14 protein-coding genes and 1 pseudogene are annotated in these 16,935 nt (G+C 74.3%); 14 read left to right on the top strand and 1 reads right to left on the bottom strand.

What is annotated here, in order from left to right; translation table 11 throughout:
• The 10 genes and pseudogenes from CTKZ_RS00830 to hisF form a co-directional block, all read left to right on the top strand.
• Positions 1 to 303 (top strand): annotated as a pseudogene (locus CTKZ_RS00830) (site-2 protease family protein); the annotation flags it as partial.
• A 44-nt stretch (positions 304 to 347) separates the two neighbouring features.
• Positions 348 to 1,391, top strand: coding sequence for a tRNA (adenine-N1)-methyltransferase (locus tag CTKZ_RS00825; RefSeq protein WP_124341148.1), 1,044 nt, complete (start codon positions 348 to 350; stop codon positions 1,389 to 1,391).
• 167 nt (positions 1,392 to 1,558) lie between these two features.
• Positions 1,559 to 3,196, top strand: coding sequence for a proteasome ATPase (arc, locus tag CTKZ_RS00820; protein ID WP_124341147.1), 1,638 nt, complete (start codon positions 1,559 to 1,561; stop codon positions 3,194 to 3,196).
• A 109-nt stretch (positions 3,197 to 3,305) separates the two neighbouring features.
• Positions 3,306 to 4,928: a depupylase/deamidase Dop gene (gene dop, locus CTKZ_RS00815; protein ID WP_124341146.1), complete on the top strand. Its 1,623-nt coding sequence runs from the start codon at positions 3,306 to 3,308 to the stop codon at positions 4,926 to 4,928.
• A gap of 120 nt (positions 4,929 to 5,048) precedes the next feature.
• Positions 5,049 to 5,246: a ubiquitin-like protein Pup gene (locus tag CTKZ_RS00810; RefSeq protein WP_013770948.1), complete on the top strand. Its 198-nt coding sequence runs from the start codon at positions 5,049 to 5,051 to the stop codon at positions 5,244 to 5,246.
• A 6-nt stretch (positions 5,247 to 5,252) separates the two neighbouring features.
• A complete protein-coding gene (prcB, locus tag CTKZ_RS00805; protein WP_124341145.1) occupies positions 5,253 to 6,104 on the top strand; it encodes a proteasome subunit beta in 852 nt (283 codons plus the stop codon).
• Positions 6,101 to 6,841 (top strand): proteasome subunit alpha, encoded by a 741-nt coding sequence (gene prcA / locus CTKZ_RS00800; protein ID WP_124341144.1) that lies wholly within the window; start codon positions 6,101 to 6,103, stop codon positions 6,839 to 6,841. The genes prcB and prcA overlap by 4 nt, the downstream gene beginning before the upstream one ends.
• A 31-nt stretch (positions 6,842 to 6,872) precedes the next feature.
• Positions 6,873 to 8,234, top strand: coding sequence for a Pup--protein ligase (gene pafA, locus CTKZ_RS00795; RefSeq protein WP_124341143.1), 1,362 nt, complete (start codon positions 6,873 to 6,875; stop codon positions 8,232 to 8,234).
• A gap of 175 nt (positions 8,235 to 8,409) precedes the next feature.
• Positions 8,410 to 9,285: an FKBP-type peptidyl-prolyl cis-trans isomerase gene (locus CTKZ_RS00790; RefSeq protein WP_124341142.1), complete on the top strand. Its 876-nt coding sequence runs from the start codon at positions 8,410 to 8,412 to the stop codon at positions 9,283 to 9,285.
• A complete protein-coding gene (gene hisF / locus CTKZ_RS00785; protein ID WP_124341141.1) occupies positions 9,285 to 10,055 on the top strand; it encodes an imidazole glycerol phosphate synthase subunit HisF in 771 nt (256 codons plus the stop codon). Before CTKZ_RS00790 ends, hisF begins: the two co-directional genes overlap by 1 nt.
• Positions 10,056 to 10,151: 96 nt before the next feature.
• On the opposite strand, the gene CTKZ_RS00780 is transcribed toward hisF, so the two are convergent.
• Positions 10,152 to 10,796, bottom strand: coding sequence for a TIGR03085 family metal-binding protein (locus CTKZ_RS00780; protein ID WP_124341140.1), 645 nt, complete (start codon positions 10,794 to 10,796; stop codon positions 10,152 to 10,154).
• Positions 10,797 to 11,005: 209 nt separating this feature from the next.
• On the opposite strand from CTKZ_RS00780, the gene CTKZ_RS00775 reads away from it, so the two are divergent.
• The 4 genes from CTKZ_RS00775 to CTKZ_RS00760 all read left to right on the top strand — a co-directional run bounded on the left by CTKZ_RS00775 (position 11,006) and on the right by CTKZ_RS00760 (position 16,869).
• Entirely contained in the window at positions 11,006 to 12,868 is a 1,863-nt protein-coding gene (locus tag CTKZ_RS00775) for an ABC transporter ATP-binding protein (RefSeq protein WP_124341139.1), read from the top strand.
• A complete protein-coding gene (locus CTKZ_RS00770; RefSeq protein WP_124341138.1) occupies positions 12,865 to 14,688 on the top strand; it encodes an ABC transporter ATP-binding protein in 1,824 nt (607 codons plus the stop codon). The genes CTKZ_RS00775 and CTKZ_RS00770 overlap by 4 nt, the downstream gene beginning before the upstream one ends.
• A gap of 148 nt (positions 14,689 to 14,836) precedes the next feature.
• Positions 14,837 to 15,298 carry a phosphoribosyl-AMP cyclohydrolase gene (hisI, locus tag CTKZ_RS00765; protein ID WP_124341137.1) on the top strand — a complete coding sequence of 154 codons (462 nt, stop codon included), beginning with the start codon at positions 14,837 to 14,839 and terminating at the stop codon, positions 15,296 to 15,298.
• Positions 15,295 to 16,869 carry an anthranilate synthase component I gene (locus tag CTKZ_RS00760; RefSeq protein ID WP_124341136.1) on the top strand — a complete coding sequence of 525 codons (1,575 nt, stop codon included), beginning with the start codon at positions 15,295 to 15,297 and terminating at the stop codon, positions 16,867 to 16,869. The genes hisI and CTKZ_RS00760 overlap by 4 nt, the downstream gene beginning before the upstream one ends.
• Positions 16,870 to 16,935 lie beyond the last annotated feature (66 nt).

The raw sequence follows: 16,935 nt of genomic DNA, 5'->3' as shown, positions 1-16,935 counted from the left end.
GCCGCCGCGGCCGCCGGTGCGAGCGAGGTGGTCGTCGTGTCGCCCGACGGGCGCCCGGCCGCGTACGTGGACCGCGAGGCGGCCCGTGCGGTCCCGGCGGACGTCGCGGGCACCACGCCCGTGACGTCGGTCGCCGTCGCGCTGCCGGTGGGGTCCGTGGTGGACGGCAACCTCGTCGGCCAGGACCTGCTGGACGCGCTCGGGCGCGCCGCCCGCCACACCGCGGTCGTCGTCGCGGTCGCCGACGGGCGCGTCGTGGGCCTGGTGCGCGTGCCGGACGTCGTCGCCGCGCTGCGCACCTGACCGCCGCGCCGGTCGACGGCCGCGTCCTCGTAGACTCGTCGCCCGTGACCGACCAGACGCCCACCGGGGCCGCGCAGCGCCGCGGCCCGTTCCGCGCGGGCGACCGCGTCCAGCTGACCGACCCGCGCGGCCGGCTGCACACCATCACGCTCGCCCCCGGTGGCACGTTCCACACGCACCGCGGCTACTTCACGCACGACGAGCTCATCGGCGCGCCCGAGGGCACGGTCGTGCGGAACACGTCCGGCATCGAGTACCTCGCGCTGCGGCCCCTGCTCGCGGACCACGTGCTGTCCATGCCGCGCGGCGCGGCCGTCGTGTACCCGAAGGACGCGGGCCAGATCGTCACGATGGGCGACATCTTCCCCGGAGCACGCGTCATCGAGGCGGGCGTCGGCTCGGGCGCGCTCACGATGTCGCTGCTGCGGGCCGTGGGCGACGGCGGCGCGCTGCACTCGATCGAGCGGCGCGAGGACTTCGCCGACATCGCCCGCGCCAACGTCGAGGGCTTCTTCGGCGGTCCGCACCCGGCGTGGCGCCTGTCGATCGGCGACCTCGCGGACGTCCTGCCGCGCGTCGCCGAGCCGGGCACGGTCGACCGCGTGGTGCTCGACATGCTCGCGCCGTGGGAGAACCTCGACGCGACCGCCGTCGCGCTGGCCCCCGGCGGGCTCCTGATCGCGTACGTCGCGACGACGACGCAGCTGTCGCGGCTCGCGGAGGACGTGCGCGAGGACGGCCGGTACACGGAGCCGCAGGCGTGGGAGTCGATGGTCCGCGGCTGGCACCTCGAGGGCCTCGCCGTCCGCCCGCAGCACCGCATGATCGGGCACACGGGTTTCCTCCTGACGACGCGCCGGCTCGCGGACGGCGTCGAGGCGCCGCAGCGCAAGCGCCGCCCGGCGAAGGGCTCGTACCCGGTCGCCGAGGACGGCGCGCCCCTGGAGGACCCGACCCTGTGGTCGCCCGAGGCGATGGGGGAGCGCGCGGTCTCGGACAAGAAGCTGCGCCGTGCCCGCCGGGACGCGCAGGGCCTGGCCGACGCCGCGCGCGAGGTCGACGCGACGTCCGACGACGACCCCGCCTGACCGTCCGGCGGTCCACCGTCCCGCTGCGCGAGACGGCGGGAACACCTGCGGTGCGGCGGGCGTCTCTGGTTGACAGGGATGGTTAGGGTCGTCGGACCAGCAGGCACAGCGTCGTGCACGGTGGTGATCGTGACGACCATGCACGACGCGGAACGGAGGCCGAGACGATGACCGACCCGAACGCCCCTGGCAGGGACCTGTCCCGTGAGCTCGCGATCCTGGCGGCCAAGAACGAGCGGCTCAGCGAGGCCCTCGTCGCCGCGCGCGAGCAGATCGTCGAGCTGAAGCGCCAGGTGGACGACCTCGCGAAGCCCCCCGGCACGTACGCCACGTTCCTCGCGGCGCGCGACGACGGCACGGTCGACATCGTGTCGTCGGGCCGCAAGATGCACGTGGGCGCGAGCCCGTCGATCGACGTGCACCGCCTGCGCCCGGGCCAGGAGGTCATGCTCAACGAGGCGCTCACGGTGGTCGAGGCCGGCGGCTACGAGAAGGTCGGCGAGATCGTGACGGTCAAGGAGATGCTCGGCGAGGGGCGCGCGCTGGTCGTGGGCCGCGGCGACGAGGAGCGGGTGGTCCGGTTCGCCGGGCAGGTCATCGACCAGGCCCGCGTCCGGGTCGGCGACGCGCTGACGATCGACTCGCGCAGTGGCTTCGTGTTCGAGGTCATCCCGCGCGCCGAGGTCGAGGAGCTCGTCCTCGAAGAGGTGCCGGACATCCAGTACGAGGACATCGGCGGCCTGGGCCCCCAGATCGAGGCGATCCGCGACGCCGTCGAGCTGCCGTTCCTGCACCCCGAGCTGTTCCGCGAGCACGGCCTGAAGCCGCCGAAGGGCGTGCTGCTGTACGGCCCGCCCGGGTGCGGCAAGACGCTCATCGCGAAGGCCGTCGCGCACTCGCTCGCGGCGACCGCGGCTGCGGCGCGGGGCGAGGAGGGCGCGGAGACGCGGTCGTTCTTCCTCAACGTCAAGGGCCCCGAGCTGCTCAACAAGTACGTCGGCGAGACCGAGCGGCACATCCGCCTGATCTTCGCCCGCGCCCGGGAGAAGGCGTCGCAGGGGCACCCGGTCGTCGTGTTCTTCGACGAGATGGAGTCGCTGTTCCGCACGCGCGGCACGGGCGTGTCGAGCGACGTCGAGACGACGATCGTGCCGCAGCTGCTCTCCGAGATCGACGGTGTCGAGCGGCTCGAGAACGTCATCGTCATCGGCGCCTCGAACCGCGAGGACATGATCGACCCCGCGATCCTGCGTCCCGGCCGCCTGGACGTGAAGATCAAGATCGAGCGGCCCGACGCCGAGGGTGCGCGCGAGATCTTCGGCAAGTACCTCACGGCCGACCTGCCGATCCACGAGGACGACCTGCGCGAGCACGGCGACTCCGCGTCGACGGCGGTCGAGGCGATGATCACGCGCGTCGTCGAGCGCATGTACACCGAGAGCGAGGAGAACCGCTTCCTCGAGGTGACGTACGCGAGCGGCGACAAGGAGGTCCTCTACTTCAAGGACTTCAACTCGGGCGCGATGATCCAGAACGTCGTCGACCGCGCGAAGAAGTCCGCGATCAAGGACCTCCTCGCGACCGGCCAGCGCGGCATCCGCGTCGACCACCTGCTCACGGCGTGCGTCGACGAGTTCCGCGAGAACGAGGACCTGCCGAACACGACGAACCCCGACGACTGGGCGCGCATCTCCGGCAAGAAGGGGGAGCGCATCGTGTTCATCCGCACGATCGTCCAGGGCAAGAAGGGCACGGACACGTCGCGCACGATCGAGACGGTCACGAGCACCGGCCAGTACCTCTGACGACTCACCCCACCTCCGACGCCGACCCGCGCCGGGCCCGCCGTCCCGGTGGTGCCCGGCGCGCGGACGTCCGCGGTGACGTGCTGCGACGGACGCCTAGGGTGGAGCCGTGACCGTGCGCCGCGTGATGGGGATCGAGACCGAGTACGGCATCCTCCAGCCGGGTCGCCCCCTCGCGAACCCGATGCTCCTGTCGAGCCACGTCGTCGCGGTGCACGCGGCGGCGCGCGAGGGCGGCCGGGCCCGCGCCCGGTGGGACTACGACGACGAGGACCCGCTGCACGACGCCCGCGGGTTCCACCTGCAGCGCGCGTCGGCGCACCCGTCGCTCCTCACCGACGACCCTGACCGCGTCGCGCCGGCGGGCCCGGCGGACACGGGCGACGGCCCGCAGGAGCTCCCGCGCGGCACGACCGAGGAGTACGAGGACCCGGGCGCCGCGAACGTCATCCTCACCAACGGCGCACGGCTCTACGTCGACCACGCGCACCCCGAGTACTCCTCGCCCGAGGTCACCTCGCCGCTCGACGCCGTGCGCTGGGACCGGGCGGGCGAGCTCGTCATGCTCGCGTCGGTGCGCGCGCTCGCGTCGACGCCCGCGCTGCCCGACGTCGCGCTCTACAAGAACAACGTCGACGGCAAGGGCGCGACCTACGGCACGCACGAGAACTACCTCGTCGACCGCGCCGTGCCGTTCACGGACCTCGCGAGCCGGCTCATCCCGTTCCTCGTGACGCGCCAGGTGTTCACCGGCGCGGGTCGCGTCGGCGTCGGCCAGCGCGGCGAGACCCCGGGCTTCCAGCTCTCGCAGCGGGCCGACTACATCGAGGCCGAGATCGGCCTGGAGACGACGCTGCGCCGGCCCATCGTCAACACGCGCGACGAGCCGCACGCCGACCCCGACCGCTGGCGACGCCTGCACGTCATCATCGGCGACGCCACGATGCTCGAGGTCGCGACCTACCTGCGGCTCGGCACGACGTCGCTCGTCCTGTGGCTGATCGAGCGGGCCGTCGCCGAGGGCGGTGCGGGCGGCGCGCTCGCCGCGATCGACCGGCTGGCCCTGCGCGACCCCGTGCACGCCGTCCACCTCGTGAGCCACGACGTCACGCTCACCACCCGGGTCGAGCTCGCGGACGGCCGCCGCCTCACCGCGATCGAGGTGCAGCGCGAGTACCTCGACGCCGTGCGCACCGCGCTCGCGCACGTCGGCGACCCGCTCGACGGGCAGACGACCGACGTGCTCGACCGCTGGCAGGCCGTGCTCGACGGCCTCGCGACCGACCCCGCGAGCTGCGCGCGCACGGTCGAGTGGCTCGCCAAGCTCCGGCTGCTCGAGGGCATGCGCCGCCGCGACCACCTCGCGTGGGACCACCCCCGCCTCGCCGCGGTCGACCTGCAGTGGTCGGACCTGCGACCCGAGCGCGGCCTCTACCACCGGCTCGTCGCGGCCGGGGCCGTCGACCTGCTCGTCACGCCCGCGCAGGTCGAGGACGCCGTGTGGCACCCGCCGCACGACACGCGCGCCTACTTCCGCGGCGAGGCCGTCGCCCGCTACGGCGCCGAGATCTCCGCCGCGAGCTGGGACTCGGTCGTGTTCGACGTGCCCGGCGCCGCGACGCTCCAGCGCGTGCCCATGCGCGACCCGCTGCGCGGCACACGCGCGCACGTGGGCGACCTGCTGGACCGCTGCGAGGACGCCCGCGCGCTCCTGGCCGAGCTCGGCGCCTGACGCGACCGCTGCGCCGTGGGCGAAAGGCGTGTCCGCCTCGCGGGCGCTCGCCCCGGATGCGTCGGAGGATGGGCCTAGGGTGGGATCGAGCAGGTCAGCGCGACGCCTACGGAGGTCACCATGGCTGGTCAGGAACAGGTGCGGCCCCGCCGCGACGACGAGGACCCGGTCGACGGCGCCGACGCGCCGGTGCCGGCCGCGCCGTCCGCGCAGTCGCGCGACGCCGAGGTGGACGCGCTGCTCGACGAGATCGACGACGTCCTGGAGTCCAACGCGGAGCAGTTCGTCCGCGGGTTCGTCCAGAAGGGCGGTCAGTGAGCGTCGATGGCCCCACTGACACCGCAGCCCGACCGCGCCGCCTCGGGGCGGCTCCCGCACACCTTCACCACCCCCGGCTCGTCGTCGTTCGTCGACTTCCTCGCCGGGCACGCACCCGAGCTGCTGCCCGGTAACCGGCCGCTGCCCACGTCCGAGGTCCACGCGCCGCACGGCACGACGATCGTCGCGCTCGCGGTCGACGGCGGGGTCGTGATGGCGGGGGACCGCCGCGCCACGATGGGCTCGATGATCGCGAGCCGCGAGATCGAGAAGGTCTTCCCGGCGGACGAGTACTCCGCGGTGGGCATCGCCGGCACGGCGGGCCTCGCCACGGAGCTCGTGCGGCTGTTCCAGCTCGAGCTCGAGCACTACGAGAAGATCGAGGGCAGCCTGCTGTCGCTCGACGGCAAGGCGAACCGGCTGTCGACGATGATCCGCGGCAACCTCGGGCTCGCGATGCAGGGCCTCGCGGTCGTCCCGCTGTTCGCGGGCTTCGACCTCGACCGGCGCGTCGGCCGGATCTTCTCCTACGACGTCACGGGCGGCCGCTACGAGGAGCACGACCACCACGCGGTCGGCTCGGGCTCGGTGTTCGCGCGCGGGTCCCTCAAGAAGCTGTGGCGGCCCGGGCTGGACCCGGCGGGCGGCGTGCGCGTCGCGGTCGAGGCGCTCGTGGACGCCGCGGACGACGACTCGGCGACGGGCGGCCCCGACTCGACGCGGCGGATCTGGCCCGTCGTGGCGACCGTGACGGAGGCGGGCTACCTGCGCGTGCCGGACGCCGAGCTCGGCGAGCTCGTGGCCCTCGTCGAGGACGAGCGGCGTGCGTCGCACGCGGACCGCGGAGGTGCGCGATGAGCATGCCGTTCTACGTCTCGCCCGAGCAGCTCATGAAGGACCGGGCGGACTACGCGCGCAAGGGCATCGCCCGCGGCCGGTCCGTCGTGGTGCTGCAGTACGACGACGGGATCGCGTTCGCGACGGAGAACGCCTCGCGCGCGCTGCACAAGATCTCGGAGATCTACGACCGCATCGCGTTCGCGGCGGTCGGCAAGTACAACGAGTTCGAGAACCTGCGCGTCGCGGGCGTGCGCTACGCCGACCTGCGGGGCTACTCCTACGACCGCGAGGACGTCACGGCGCGCGGCCTGGCGAACGCGTACGCGCAGACGCTCGGCACGGTGTTCACGACCGAGTCGAAGCCGCTCGAGGTCGAGCTCGTCGTCGCGGAGGTCGGCCGTGAGCCGGCGGGCGACCAGGTGTACCGGCTCTCGTACGACGGCTCCGTCGCGGACGAGCACGGCTACGTCGTCATGGGCGGGCAGGCCGACCGGCTCGGCGGGCTGCTCGCGTCGGGCTGGCGCCCGGGCATGACGCTGCGCGAGGTGCTGCGACTCGCGGTCGACGTGCTCGGCGCGTCGGGCGACGACGGGGGCGAGTCGCGCGCGATCCCGGCGCAGCAGCTCGAGGTCGCCGTCCTCGACCGCACGCGGCCCCGTCGCACGTTCCGGCGGCTCACGGGCGCGTTGCTCGAGGACCTGCTCACGCCCGACGGAGCCGGCGACCCGCCGGCTCCGGCACCGCACGACGACTGACGACCACGAGGCCCGGAGGAGGGGAGCAGCCATGGACCGACGGATCTTCGGGCTCGAGACCGAGTACGGCGTCACGTGCGCCGCGCAGGACGGCCGCGGGCTGTCCGCGGACGAGGTGGCGCGCTACCTGTTCCGCAAGGTCGTCGCGTGGGGACGCTCGTCGAACGTCTTCCTCCGCAACGGCTCCCGGCTCTACCTGGACGTCGGCTCGCACCCCGAGTACGCGACCGCGGAGTGCGACGACGTGCGCCAGCTCGTCGCGCACGACCGCGCGGGCGAGCGGATCCTCGAGGGTCTCGTGGCGGACGCGCAGCAGCGCCTCGAGCACGAAGGGCTGCCGGGCCGCATCCACCTGTTCAAGAACAACACGGACTCCGCGGGCAACTCGTACGGCTGCCACGAGAACTACCTCGTGCGACGGCAGGGCGACTTCGCGCGCCTGTCGGACGTGCTCGTGCCGTTCCTCATCACGCGCCAGGTGCTCACGGGCGCGGGCAAGGTGCTGAGCACGCCGCGCGGCGCGCTGTTCTGCCTGTCGCAGCGGGCCGACCACATCTGGGAGGCCGTGTCGAGCGCGACCACGCGGTCGCGTCCGATCATCAACACGCGCGACGAGCCGCACGCCGACGCGGAGCACTTCCGCCGGCTGCACGTCATCGTGGGCGACTCGTCGATGTCCGAGACGACGACCATGCTCAAGGTCGGGGCGACGGACCTCATCCTGCGCATGGTCGAGGCCGGCATCCCGATGCGCGACATGACGCTCGAGAACCCGATCCGCGCGATCCGCGAGATCAGCCACGACCTCACCGGCAAGCACCCGGTGGTCCTCGCGAACGGCCGGACCGTCACGGCGCTCGACCTGCAGGAGGAGTACCTCACGCGCGTCGTGGACTTCGTGTCGACCGAGGGCGGCCCGACGCCCGAGACGAAGCAGGTCCTCGACCTCTGGGAGCGCGGGCTGCGCGCGCTGCGCACGGGTGACCTGTCGCTCGTGGAGCGCGAGCTCGACTGGGTCATCAAGTACCAGCTCATCGAGCGGTACCGCGCCAAGCACGACCTCGAGCTGTCCGACGTGCGCGTGCAGCGGCTCGACCTCGCGTACCACGACATCTCCCGCACCGAGGGGCTGTACAACCTGCTGGCCGCGAAGGGCCTGGTCGAGCGCGTGACGAGCGACCTGGAGATCTTCGAGGCCACCGCGGTGCCCCCGCAGACGACCCGCGCCAAGCTCCGCGGCGACTTCGTGCGCGCCGCGCAGGAGGCCCGCCGCGACTACACGGTCGACTGGGTGCACCTCAAGCTCAACGACCAGGCGCAGCGCACGGTGCTGTGCAAGGACCCGTTCCGCAGCGTCGACGAGCGTGTGGACCGCCTCATCGAGTCGATGTAGCGCCCAGGCGGGCGCCGTACAGTGTGCGTGCCCGCGGACCCGGCGACCGGCCGCGACCCGTCGCGGCCGCCCCTGGTCGCCCGCAGCCCCGCCCCGGACCGACCCGGTACGGTGGCGCCTCGCGGGCGTAACAGGACGCCGAGGCGGGGGGCGCCCACCACCAGGAAGGACCGACGTGCGACGACTGCGGGAGACGGCGGCCGCCGCGCTCGTGGCGCTCGCGCTGCTCGCGGGGTGCACGACGCCGCAGGCCGCGGATCCCGAGATCACCGTCACGGGGGAGCCGGGCGAGGCGCCGACGCTCACGTACCTCACGCCGCTCGAGGTGACGTCGACGTACCGCGAGGAGATCTGGCCGGGGACCGGCGCGGAGCTCGTCGAGGGCGGGCCCGTGCTCATCGACTTCTGGCTCGAGAACGGCAGCGACGCGTCGCTCGTCGACGAGAGCTACTCCACGACGCCCACGCCGCGGCTCCTCACGGAGGAGGACCTCGGCACCGACCTGTACGAGACCCTGCGCGGCCAGAAGGTCGGGGCACGCCTGCTCCAGGTGAGCCCGCCCCGTGGCTCCGGCGCGGTCGACTACCCGACGGTGACCGTCCTCGACGTGCTGCCGACGCGTGCCGACGGCGAGCCCATGCCGCCGAGACCGGACCTCCCGGCGGTCACGCTCGACGCGTCGGGGGCGCCGTCCATCACCCCGACCGGCACGGAGCCGCCCGACCAGCTCGTCGTCCAGCAGGTGCTGCGCGGTGCGGGTGCGCAGGTCACCCCGACCGACGTCATCACCGTGCAGTACACGGGCTTCGCGTGGACGACGGGCGAGTCGTTCGACTCGACGTGGACGCACGGACTGCCCGTGTCGTTCGGCCTGCAGGACGTGCAGGCCTGGGCGGAAGGGCTCGTCGACCAGCCCGTCGGCAGCCAGGTCATGCTCGTCGTCCCCCCGACGTACGCGCTCGGCGTCACGGAGAGCCAGGAGCTCGCCGGGCAGACCGTCGTGTTCGTCGTCGACATCCTCGCGACCGGCTCACCCGACGGAGGCTCCTGATGACCGTGGCGCTGCGCGTCATCCCGTGCCTCGACGTCGACGCGGGTCGCGTCGTCAAGGGCGTGAACTTCGAGAACCTCCGCGACGCCGGTGACCCGGTCGAGCTCGCGCGCCGCTACGACGCCGAGGGCGCCGACGAGGTGACGTTCCTCGACGTGTCCGCGTCGTCGGGGGGCCGCGACACCACGATCGAGGTCGTCCGCCGCACGGCCGAGGAGATCTTCGTCCCGCTGACCGTGGGCGGGGGCGTGCGGTCGACGGACGACGTCGACCGCCTGCTGCGTGCGGGCGCGGACAAGGTCGGCGTGAACACCGCCGCGATCGCGCGGCCCGAGCTGATCTCCGAGATCGCGCACCGCTTCGGCAGCCAGGTCCTCACGATCTCGATCGACGCGCGCCGCGTGACGGGTGACGTGCGCACCGACTCCGGCTACGAGGTCACGACGCACGGCGGCAAGCGCGGCACGGGTCTCGACGCCGTCGCGTGGGCAGCGCGGGCCGCCGAGCTCGGCGCGGGCGAGGTGCTGCTGAACTCGATGGACGCCGACGGCACGGAGGCCGGTTTCGACCTCGAGATGATCGGCGACGTGCGCCGCGAGGTGCGCATCCCGCTCGTCGCGAGCGGCGGTGCGGGGACCGTGCAGCACTTCGTCGACGCGGCGAGGGCCGGCGCCGACGCGGTGCTCGCCGCGAGCGTCTTCCACTTCGGCCAGCTGACCGTGCGCGACGTCAAGGACGCGCTGCGCGCGGCGGGCGTCGTCGTCCGCTGATGCCCGGCCCACGGGCCGCGCGCGGGAGGCAGCGAGTCAGACCGGCAGGCGGTCGACGAGGACGGCTCGGACCGGCAGGCGGTCGGTGAGGACGGCTCAGACCGGCAGGCGGTCCGTGAGGATCTCCACGTCCTGCGGGTCGCCCTGCACCGTCACGTCGGCGGCCGCGCCGCGCCCGAACGCGAACAGCACGAGCTCGCCGACCGCACCCCGCACGACGACCGTCCCGTAGCCGTCCTTCGGGCGCCGCACCTGCCGGCGCGGGCCGTCCTCGCGCACCAGCACGACACCGATCGGGAGCCGGTGCAGCCGGGCACCCCCCGCGCCACCCAGGTGCTTCCACAGCACCTCGACGAGCGTTGGGTCGAGGTCCCGCGGCGGCGTCGGACCGGAGCCGCGCCGGACGTCCTCGGTGTGGACGAAGAACTCGACGACGTTCGCGAGCTCACCCGCCCACGACATCGGGTGCCAGCGCGGCGGCTCCGCCGCGACGCGCGCGACGAGGTCCCGGTACGCGCCCTCGGTCGCGGCGTCGTCGGCGAGCCGCTCGATCGCGGCCTCTGCTCGGCCTGCGAGCGCGGGCACCGCGATCCCGGCACCGACGACGGGGGAGTGCTCGCGCAGGACCACGTGCGCCGCGAGGTGACGGGCCTGCCAGCCCTCGCACAGCGTGGGCGCGTCGGGCGGGACGGCTCGCAGAGCCTCGGCCAGCTGCGCGCGCTCCACCTCGTGCCACGTCATCCCCGCATCGTCGCACGTGGGAGCGCTGGTCCGCGTCACGAGACGGGCCTCGACGGCGGCGACGACCAGCCCGCGGCGCGGGGGCGCGCGGGCGGTCCGGGCGGCCGTGTCCGCCGGGCGACGCGTCGCGACCGCGTGAGAGGATGACGGTTTCCCGCCCCCTCCCGAAAGGCCTGCGCGTGCGCTCGCGAGCTCCCTCGTCGCGACCGATGACGCTCACCGGCTCGGCACCCCGCCGGGCCGCGACGATCGTGGTCCGCGGCATCGCGGCGCACCCGTGGACCTACGCGGTCGCGATCGGCACGTCGGCGGTCTTCGGCGTCTCCGTCGTGGCCGTGAGCCGCGTGCTCGGGTGGGCGACCGACGAGGTCGTCGTGCCCGCGCTCGCCGGCTCCGCGCAGGCCCGCGACCGGATCTGGCTCGCCGGCCTGGCGCTGCTGGCCGTCGCCGTGACGCTCGCGGTCTCGGTCGCGGGACGACGGATCTTCGCCGGCATGGGGTTCGCCCAGATCCAGGCGGACCACCGCACGCGGGTCACCCGGCAGTACCTGCGCCTGCCGATGTCGTGGCACAAGCAGCACCCCACGGGTCAGCTGCTGTCGAACGCGAGCGCCGACGTCGAGGCGTCGACCGGGGTGTTCAACCCCCTGCCGTTCGCGCTCGGCGTCGTCGTCATGCTCGCGGTGGCGGCCGTCGGGCTGCTGGGCACCGACGTGTGGCTCGCACTCGCCGCGCTCGTCGTCGTGCCGCTCGCCCTCGTCGCCAACTTCGTGTTCCAGCGGCGGATGGCACCCGCGGTCGGCCACGCCCAGGAGCTGCGCGCCGGGGTCGCCGACGTCGCCCACGAGAGCTTCGAGGGCGCGCTGCTCGTGAAGGCCCTCGGCACGGAGGAGCGCGAGGCCGCGCGGTTCGCGGCCCGTGCACGCGAGCTGCGCGACGCGAACGTCCGGGTCGGCGTCGTCCGCGCGTTCTTCGACCCCGTCATCGACGTGCTGCCGAGCCTCGGCACGCTGCTGGTGCTCGTCGTCGGCGCCGTGCAGGTCGCGGCCGGACGGATCGGCACGGGCGACGTCGTCGCGGCGGCCTACCTGCTCACGCTGCTGGCGGTGCCCGTGCGGGCGTTCGGCTGGGTGCTCGGCGAGCTGCCGCGCGCGCTGGTCGGCTACGACCGCATCGCGCGCGTCGTCGACGCCCGCGGTGCGCTGCCCGCCGGGACCACGCGATGGACCCCGCCGCCCGGCGGTGCGCGCGTCGAGCTCCGTGACGTCAGCCTCGCGGTCCCCGGTCCGCGTGGTCCCGTCGAGCTGCTGCACGGCGTCGACCTCGACGTCGCCCCCGGTCGTGTCGTCGCGGTCGTCGGGCCGACGGGCTCGGGGAAGTCGACCCTCGTGTCCCTCGTCGGCCGCCTGAGCGACCCGACGACCGGCAGCGTCCACGTCGACGGCACGGACCTGCGCGACGTCGTCCCTGCCGACCTGTCGCGGCACGTCGCGTTCGTGTCGCAGTCGACCTTCGTCTTCGAGGACACCGTCCGCGGCAACGTCACCCTCGCCGACGCCGACGACCCGCAGGCGCCCTCCGACGACGCGGTCTGGGAGGCGCTGCGTGCCGCGCACGTCGACGACGTCGTGCGCGCGCTGCCCGGCGGGCTCGACGCGCCGCTCGGCGAGCGCGGCGCGAACCTCTCGGGCGGGCAGCGGCAGCGCCTCGCGCTGGCCCGGGCGCTGGTCCGCGATCCACGCGTGCTCGTGCTCGACGACGCGACGTCCGCGGTGGACCCCCGCGTCGAGCAGGCGATCCTGCGCGGCCTGCGCGACGACCGCGCGGGGTCGCCCACGGTGCTCCTGGTCGCCTACCGGATGTCGTCCGTGCTGCTGGCCGACGAGGTCGTGCACGTCGAGTCCGGCCGGGTGGTCGACCGCGGCTCGCACGTCGAGCTCCTGGCGCGCGACGACGGCTACCGGGCGCTCGCCACCGCGTACGAGGAGGAGTCGGCGCGCCGGGCCGCCGACGGCGTCGAGGAGCTCGACGACGACCCGCAGCCGGTGCCGGCCGGGGAGGACGCCCGATGAGCGCGACGACGTCGGGCACGCCCGACCACCGGATGGCGTCCGCGAGCACGCTGGGCATCCTCGCGACCCTGCGCCGCGGCCTCGAGGTGTCGCCGCAGATGCTGCGTGGGTGGCGCGTGACGCTCCTGCTCGCGGTGCTGGCCGCGCTCGGCAAGGTGCTCGTGCCGCTCGTGGTCCAGCAGACCGTCGACACGGGCATCCTCGCGCCCGGCGGACCGGACGTCCCGCGCGTGCTCACGCTCACGGGCGCGGCGGCCGTCGGGCTCCTCGCTGCCGCGGTGTGCTCGGCGTACGTCAACGTCCGCCTGTTCCGGTCGAGCGAGGACGGGCTGCTCGCGCTGCGCACGCGCGCGTTCCGGCACGTGCACGACCTGTCCGTCCTCACGCAGCACACCGAGCGGCGCGGGTCGCTCGTCAGCCGCGTCACGTCCGACGTCGACACCATCTCGCTGTTCGTGCAGTGGGGCGGGATCATGCTGCTCGTCTCGGTGCTGCAGATCGTCGCCGCCTCGGCCCTCATGGCGCTGTACTCGTGGCAGCTCACGCTCGTCGTGTGGCTCGGCTTCATCCCCCTGCTGCTCGTCCTGCCGCCGCTGCAGCGTCGGGTCAACGCGCGGTACTCCGCGGTCCGCGAGCGGTACGGCGCGATGCTCGGCACGGTGTCGGAGTCGGTCGTGGGCGCCGAGACGATCCGCGCGTACGGCGCCGCCGACCGCACCCAGCGCCGCCTCGACGCCGCGATCACCGCGACGCGCAGCGCGATGGTGCGCGCGCAGAACCTCGTGTCCGTCGTCTTCTCGAGCGGCGTGCTCGTGTCGAACGTGGTCCTCGCGCTCGTCGTCGTCATCGGCACGTTCCTCGGCGTCCGCGGCGACGTCTCGGTGGGTCGCCTGCTCGCCTTCCTGTTCCTCGTCCAGCTGTTCACGGGTCCCGTCCAGATGGCGACCGAGATCCTCAACGAGCTCCAGAACGCGGTGGCCGGGTGGCGGCGCGTGCTCGGCGTGCTCGAGACGCCGGTCGCGGTGCAGGACCCGGGCCCCGACGGCGTGCCCAGCGCGCGCGGTCCCGCGACGGTCGAGCTGCGCGACGTGGCCTTCGCGTACCCCGAGGGTCGCCGCGTCCTGCACGACGTCGACCTGGAGGTGCCCGCGGGCGCGTCCGTGGCCGTCGTCGGGGCGACCGGCTCCGGCAAGACGACGATCGCCCGGCTCGTCGCGCGCCTCGTCGACCCCGAGCACGGGCGCGTGCTGCTCGACGGCACCGACCTGCGGGACATCCCCGCGACGGACCTGCGCGCCCGCGTCGTGCTCGTCCCGCAGGAGGGCTTCCTGTTCGAGGGCACGGTCGCCGAGAACGTCGCGTACGGCCTGCGGACGCCCGACGGCACCGCTCCCGACCCCGCCGACGCACGCGTGCGCGACGCCGTCGAGGCGCTCGGGCTCGGTCCCTGGGTCGACGAGCTCGCCGCCGGGCTCGACACCGACGTGGGCCAGCGCGGCGAGTCCCTGTCCGCGGGGGAGCGCCAGCTCGTCGCGCTCGCACGCGCCTACCTCGCCGACCCCGACGTGCTGCTGCTCGACGAGGCGACGAGCGCGGTCGACCCCGCCACCGAGGTCCGCCTCGTGCGCGCGCTCGAGGAGCTGAGCACGGGCCGCACGACGCTGACCATCGCGCACCGGCTGTCCACCGCCGAGGCCGCCGACCTCGTCGTCGTCGTCGACGCCGGGCGCGTCGTCGAGACGGGGCACCACGCCGAGCTCGTCGCGACCGGCGGCACCTACGCGGCGATGCACGCCGCCTGGGTCGCGCAGACCCGCTGACACCCGCGGCCCGCGGCGTCCGGACCCGTCGACGCGCGGGCGCGGGAGACCGGGACGCGCTGCCGCGCCGAGGCGCGCGCACGCCCCCGCCGACGTCGGTCCCGGACACCGGCCCTGGCGGGACGCGCCACCGTGGCAGGATCGGTCCGTGCCTCGCGAGAACCCGTCCGCCACCCTCCTCGACCCGCAGGTCGCGCAGCGGCTGCGCCACGACGAGCACGGCCTCGTCGCGGCCGTCGTGCAGCAGCACGACACGCGCGAGGTCCTCATGGTCGGCTGGATGGACGACGAGGCGCTGCACCGCACCCTGACGACCGGCCGCGTGACGTTCTGGAGCCGCTCGCGCCAGGAGTACTGGCGCAAGGGCGACACGTCCGGGCACGCGCAGTACGTCAAGGCCGTCTCGCTCGACTGCGACGGCGACGCGCTCCTCGTCGAGGTCGACCAGGTCGGCGCCGCCTGCCACACCGGCACCCGCACGTGCTTCGAGGCCGGGGGACCGCTCGCGGTGGTCGCCGGCCACCGACCCGTCCCGGCACCCGCCGCCGCACCCGCACCGGCCGACGCACCCGCGGCCGCCGACGCACCCGCACCTGAAGGAGACGCATGACCGCGCCCGCCGCCCACGTCCCCGTCGACGTCGTCACCGCGGACGTCCCCTGGGGCGGCACGTGGCCGTCGGTCGACACGTTCCGGGCGCTCGCGGCGGACCGGCGCGTCATCCCCGTCGTGCGCCGGCTGCTCGCGGACGACGTCACGCCCGTCGGCCTGTACCGCACGCTCGCGGCGGGCCGCCCCGGCACGTTCGTGCTCGAGTCCGCGGAGTCCGACGGCACGTGGAGCCGCTGGTCGTTCGTCGGCGTCCGCTCGCGCGCGACGCTCACGGTCCGCGACGGCGCGCCCGTGTGGGTCGGCGACGTGCCCGTGGGCGTCCCGACGGAGGGCGACGCGCTCGACGTGCTCGGCCGCACGCTCGACGTCCTGCGCACGCCCGCGATCCACGGCCTGCCGCCGCTGACCGGTGGGCTGGTCGGGGCGCTCGGGTGGGACGTCGTGCGGCACTGGGAGCCGACGCTGCCCGCGAAGGCGCCCGAGGAGCTCGGCGTCCCCGAGCTCACGCTGCTGCTCGCGACCGACCTCGCGGTCGTCGACCACCACGACGGCTCGGTGTGGCTGGTCGCCAACGCGATCAACTTCGACGACACCGACGAGCGCGTCGACGAGGCGCACGCCGACGCCGTCGCGCGGCTCGACGCGATGCAGCGCGCGCTGCTGGACCCGGCGGAGCCGGGCGTCGCGGCGCTCGCCGACGTCCCCGAGCCCGAGCTGGAGTTCCGCTCGACGCGCGCGGAGTTCGAGCAGGCGGTCGGCATCGGCAAGGAGGCCATCCGCGACGGCGAGGTGTTCCAGGTCGTGCTCTCGCAGCGCCTCGACCTCGACTGCCCGGCCGACCCGATCGACGTCTACCGCGTGCTGCGGACGATCAACCCGAGCCCGTACATGTACTACCTGCAGCTCCAGGACGCGGACGGGCACGACTTCGCGGTCGTCGGCTCGAGCCCGGAGACGCTCGTCAAGGTGACCGACGGGCACGTCGTGACGTTCCCGATCGCCGGGTCCCGCCCACGCGGCGCGACGCCCGAGGAGGACCGCGCGCTCCAGGACGAGGTGCTCGCCGACCCCAAGGAGCGCGCCGAGCACATCATGCTCGTCGACCTGTCCCGCAACGACCTCGTCAAGGTCTGCGAGCCCTCGAGCGTCGAGGTCGTCGAGTTCATGGCGGTCAAGCGGTACTCGCACATCATGCACATCTGCTCGACGGTCGTCGGGCGGCTGCGCGCGGGCGCGACGGCCCTCCAGACGCTCACCGCGACGTTCCCCGCGGGCACGCTGTCGGGCGCGCCCAAGCCCCGTGCGATCGCGCTCATCGACGAGATCGAGCCGGCCCGCCGCGGCATCTACGGCGGCACCGTCGGCTACTTCGACTTCGCGGGCGACATGGACATGGCGATCGCGATCCGCACGGCGCTCATCCGGGACGGTCGCGCGAGCGTGCAGGCGGGCGGCGGCATCGTCGCCGACTCGGTCCCCGCGCTCGAGTACGCCGAGTCGCGCAACAAGGCGGCCGCCGCGGTCCGCGCGGTCCAGGTCGCGTCCCGGCTCCGCCGGGTCGCCGAGTGACGACCGCGCCGGCCCCTGCGGCCGCGCGCTCGCGGGGTCGCGGCCGGGCGGCGGGCGTGCTCGTCC

Source organism: Cellulomonas algicola (assembly GCF_003851725.1).
GTDB lineage: Bacteria > Actinomycetota > Actinomycetes > Actinomycetales > Cellulomonadaceae > Cellulomonas > Cellulomonas algicola.
The sequence above is the reverse complement of the archived record's forward strand: the minus strand, read 5'-3'. Positions and strand labels throughout refer to the sequence as shown.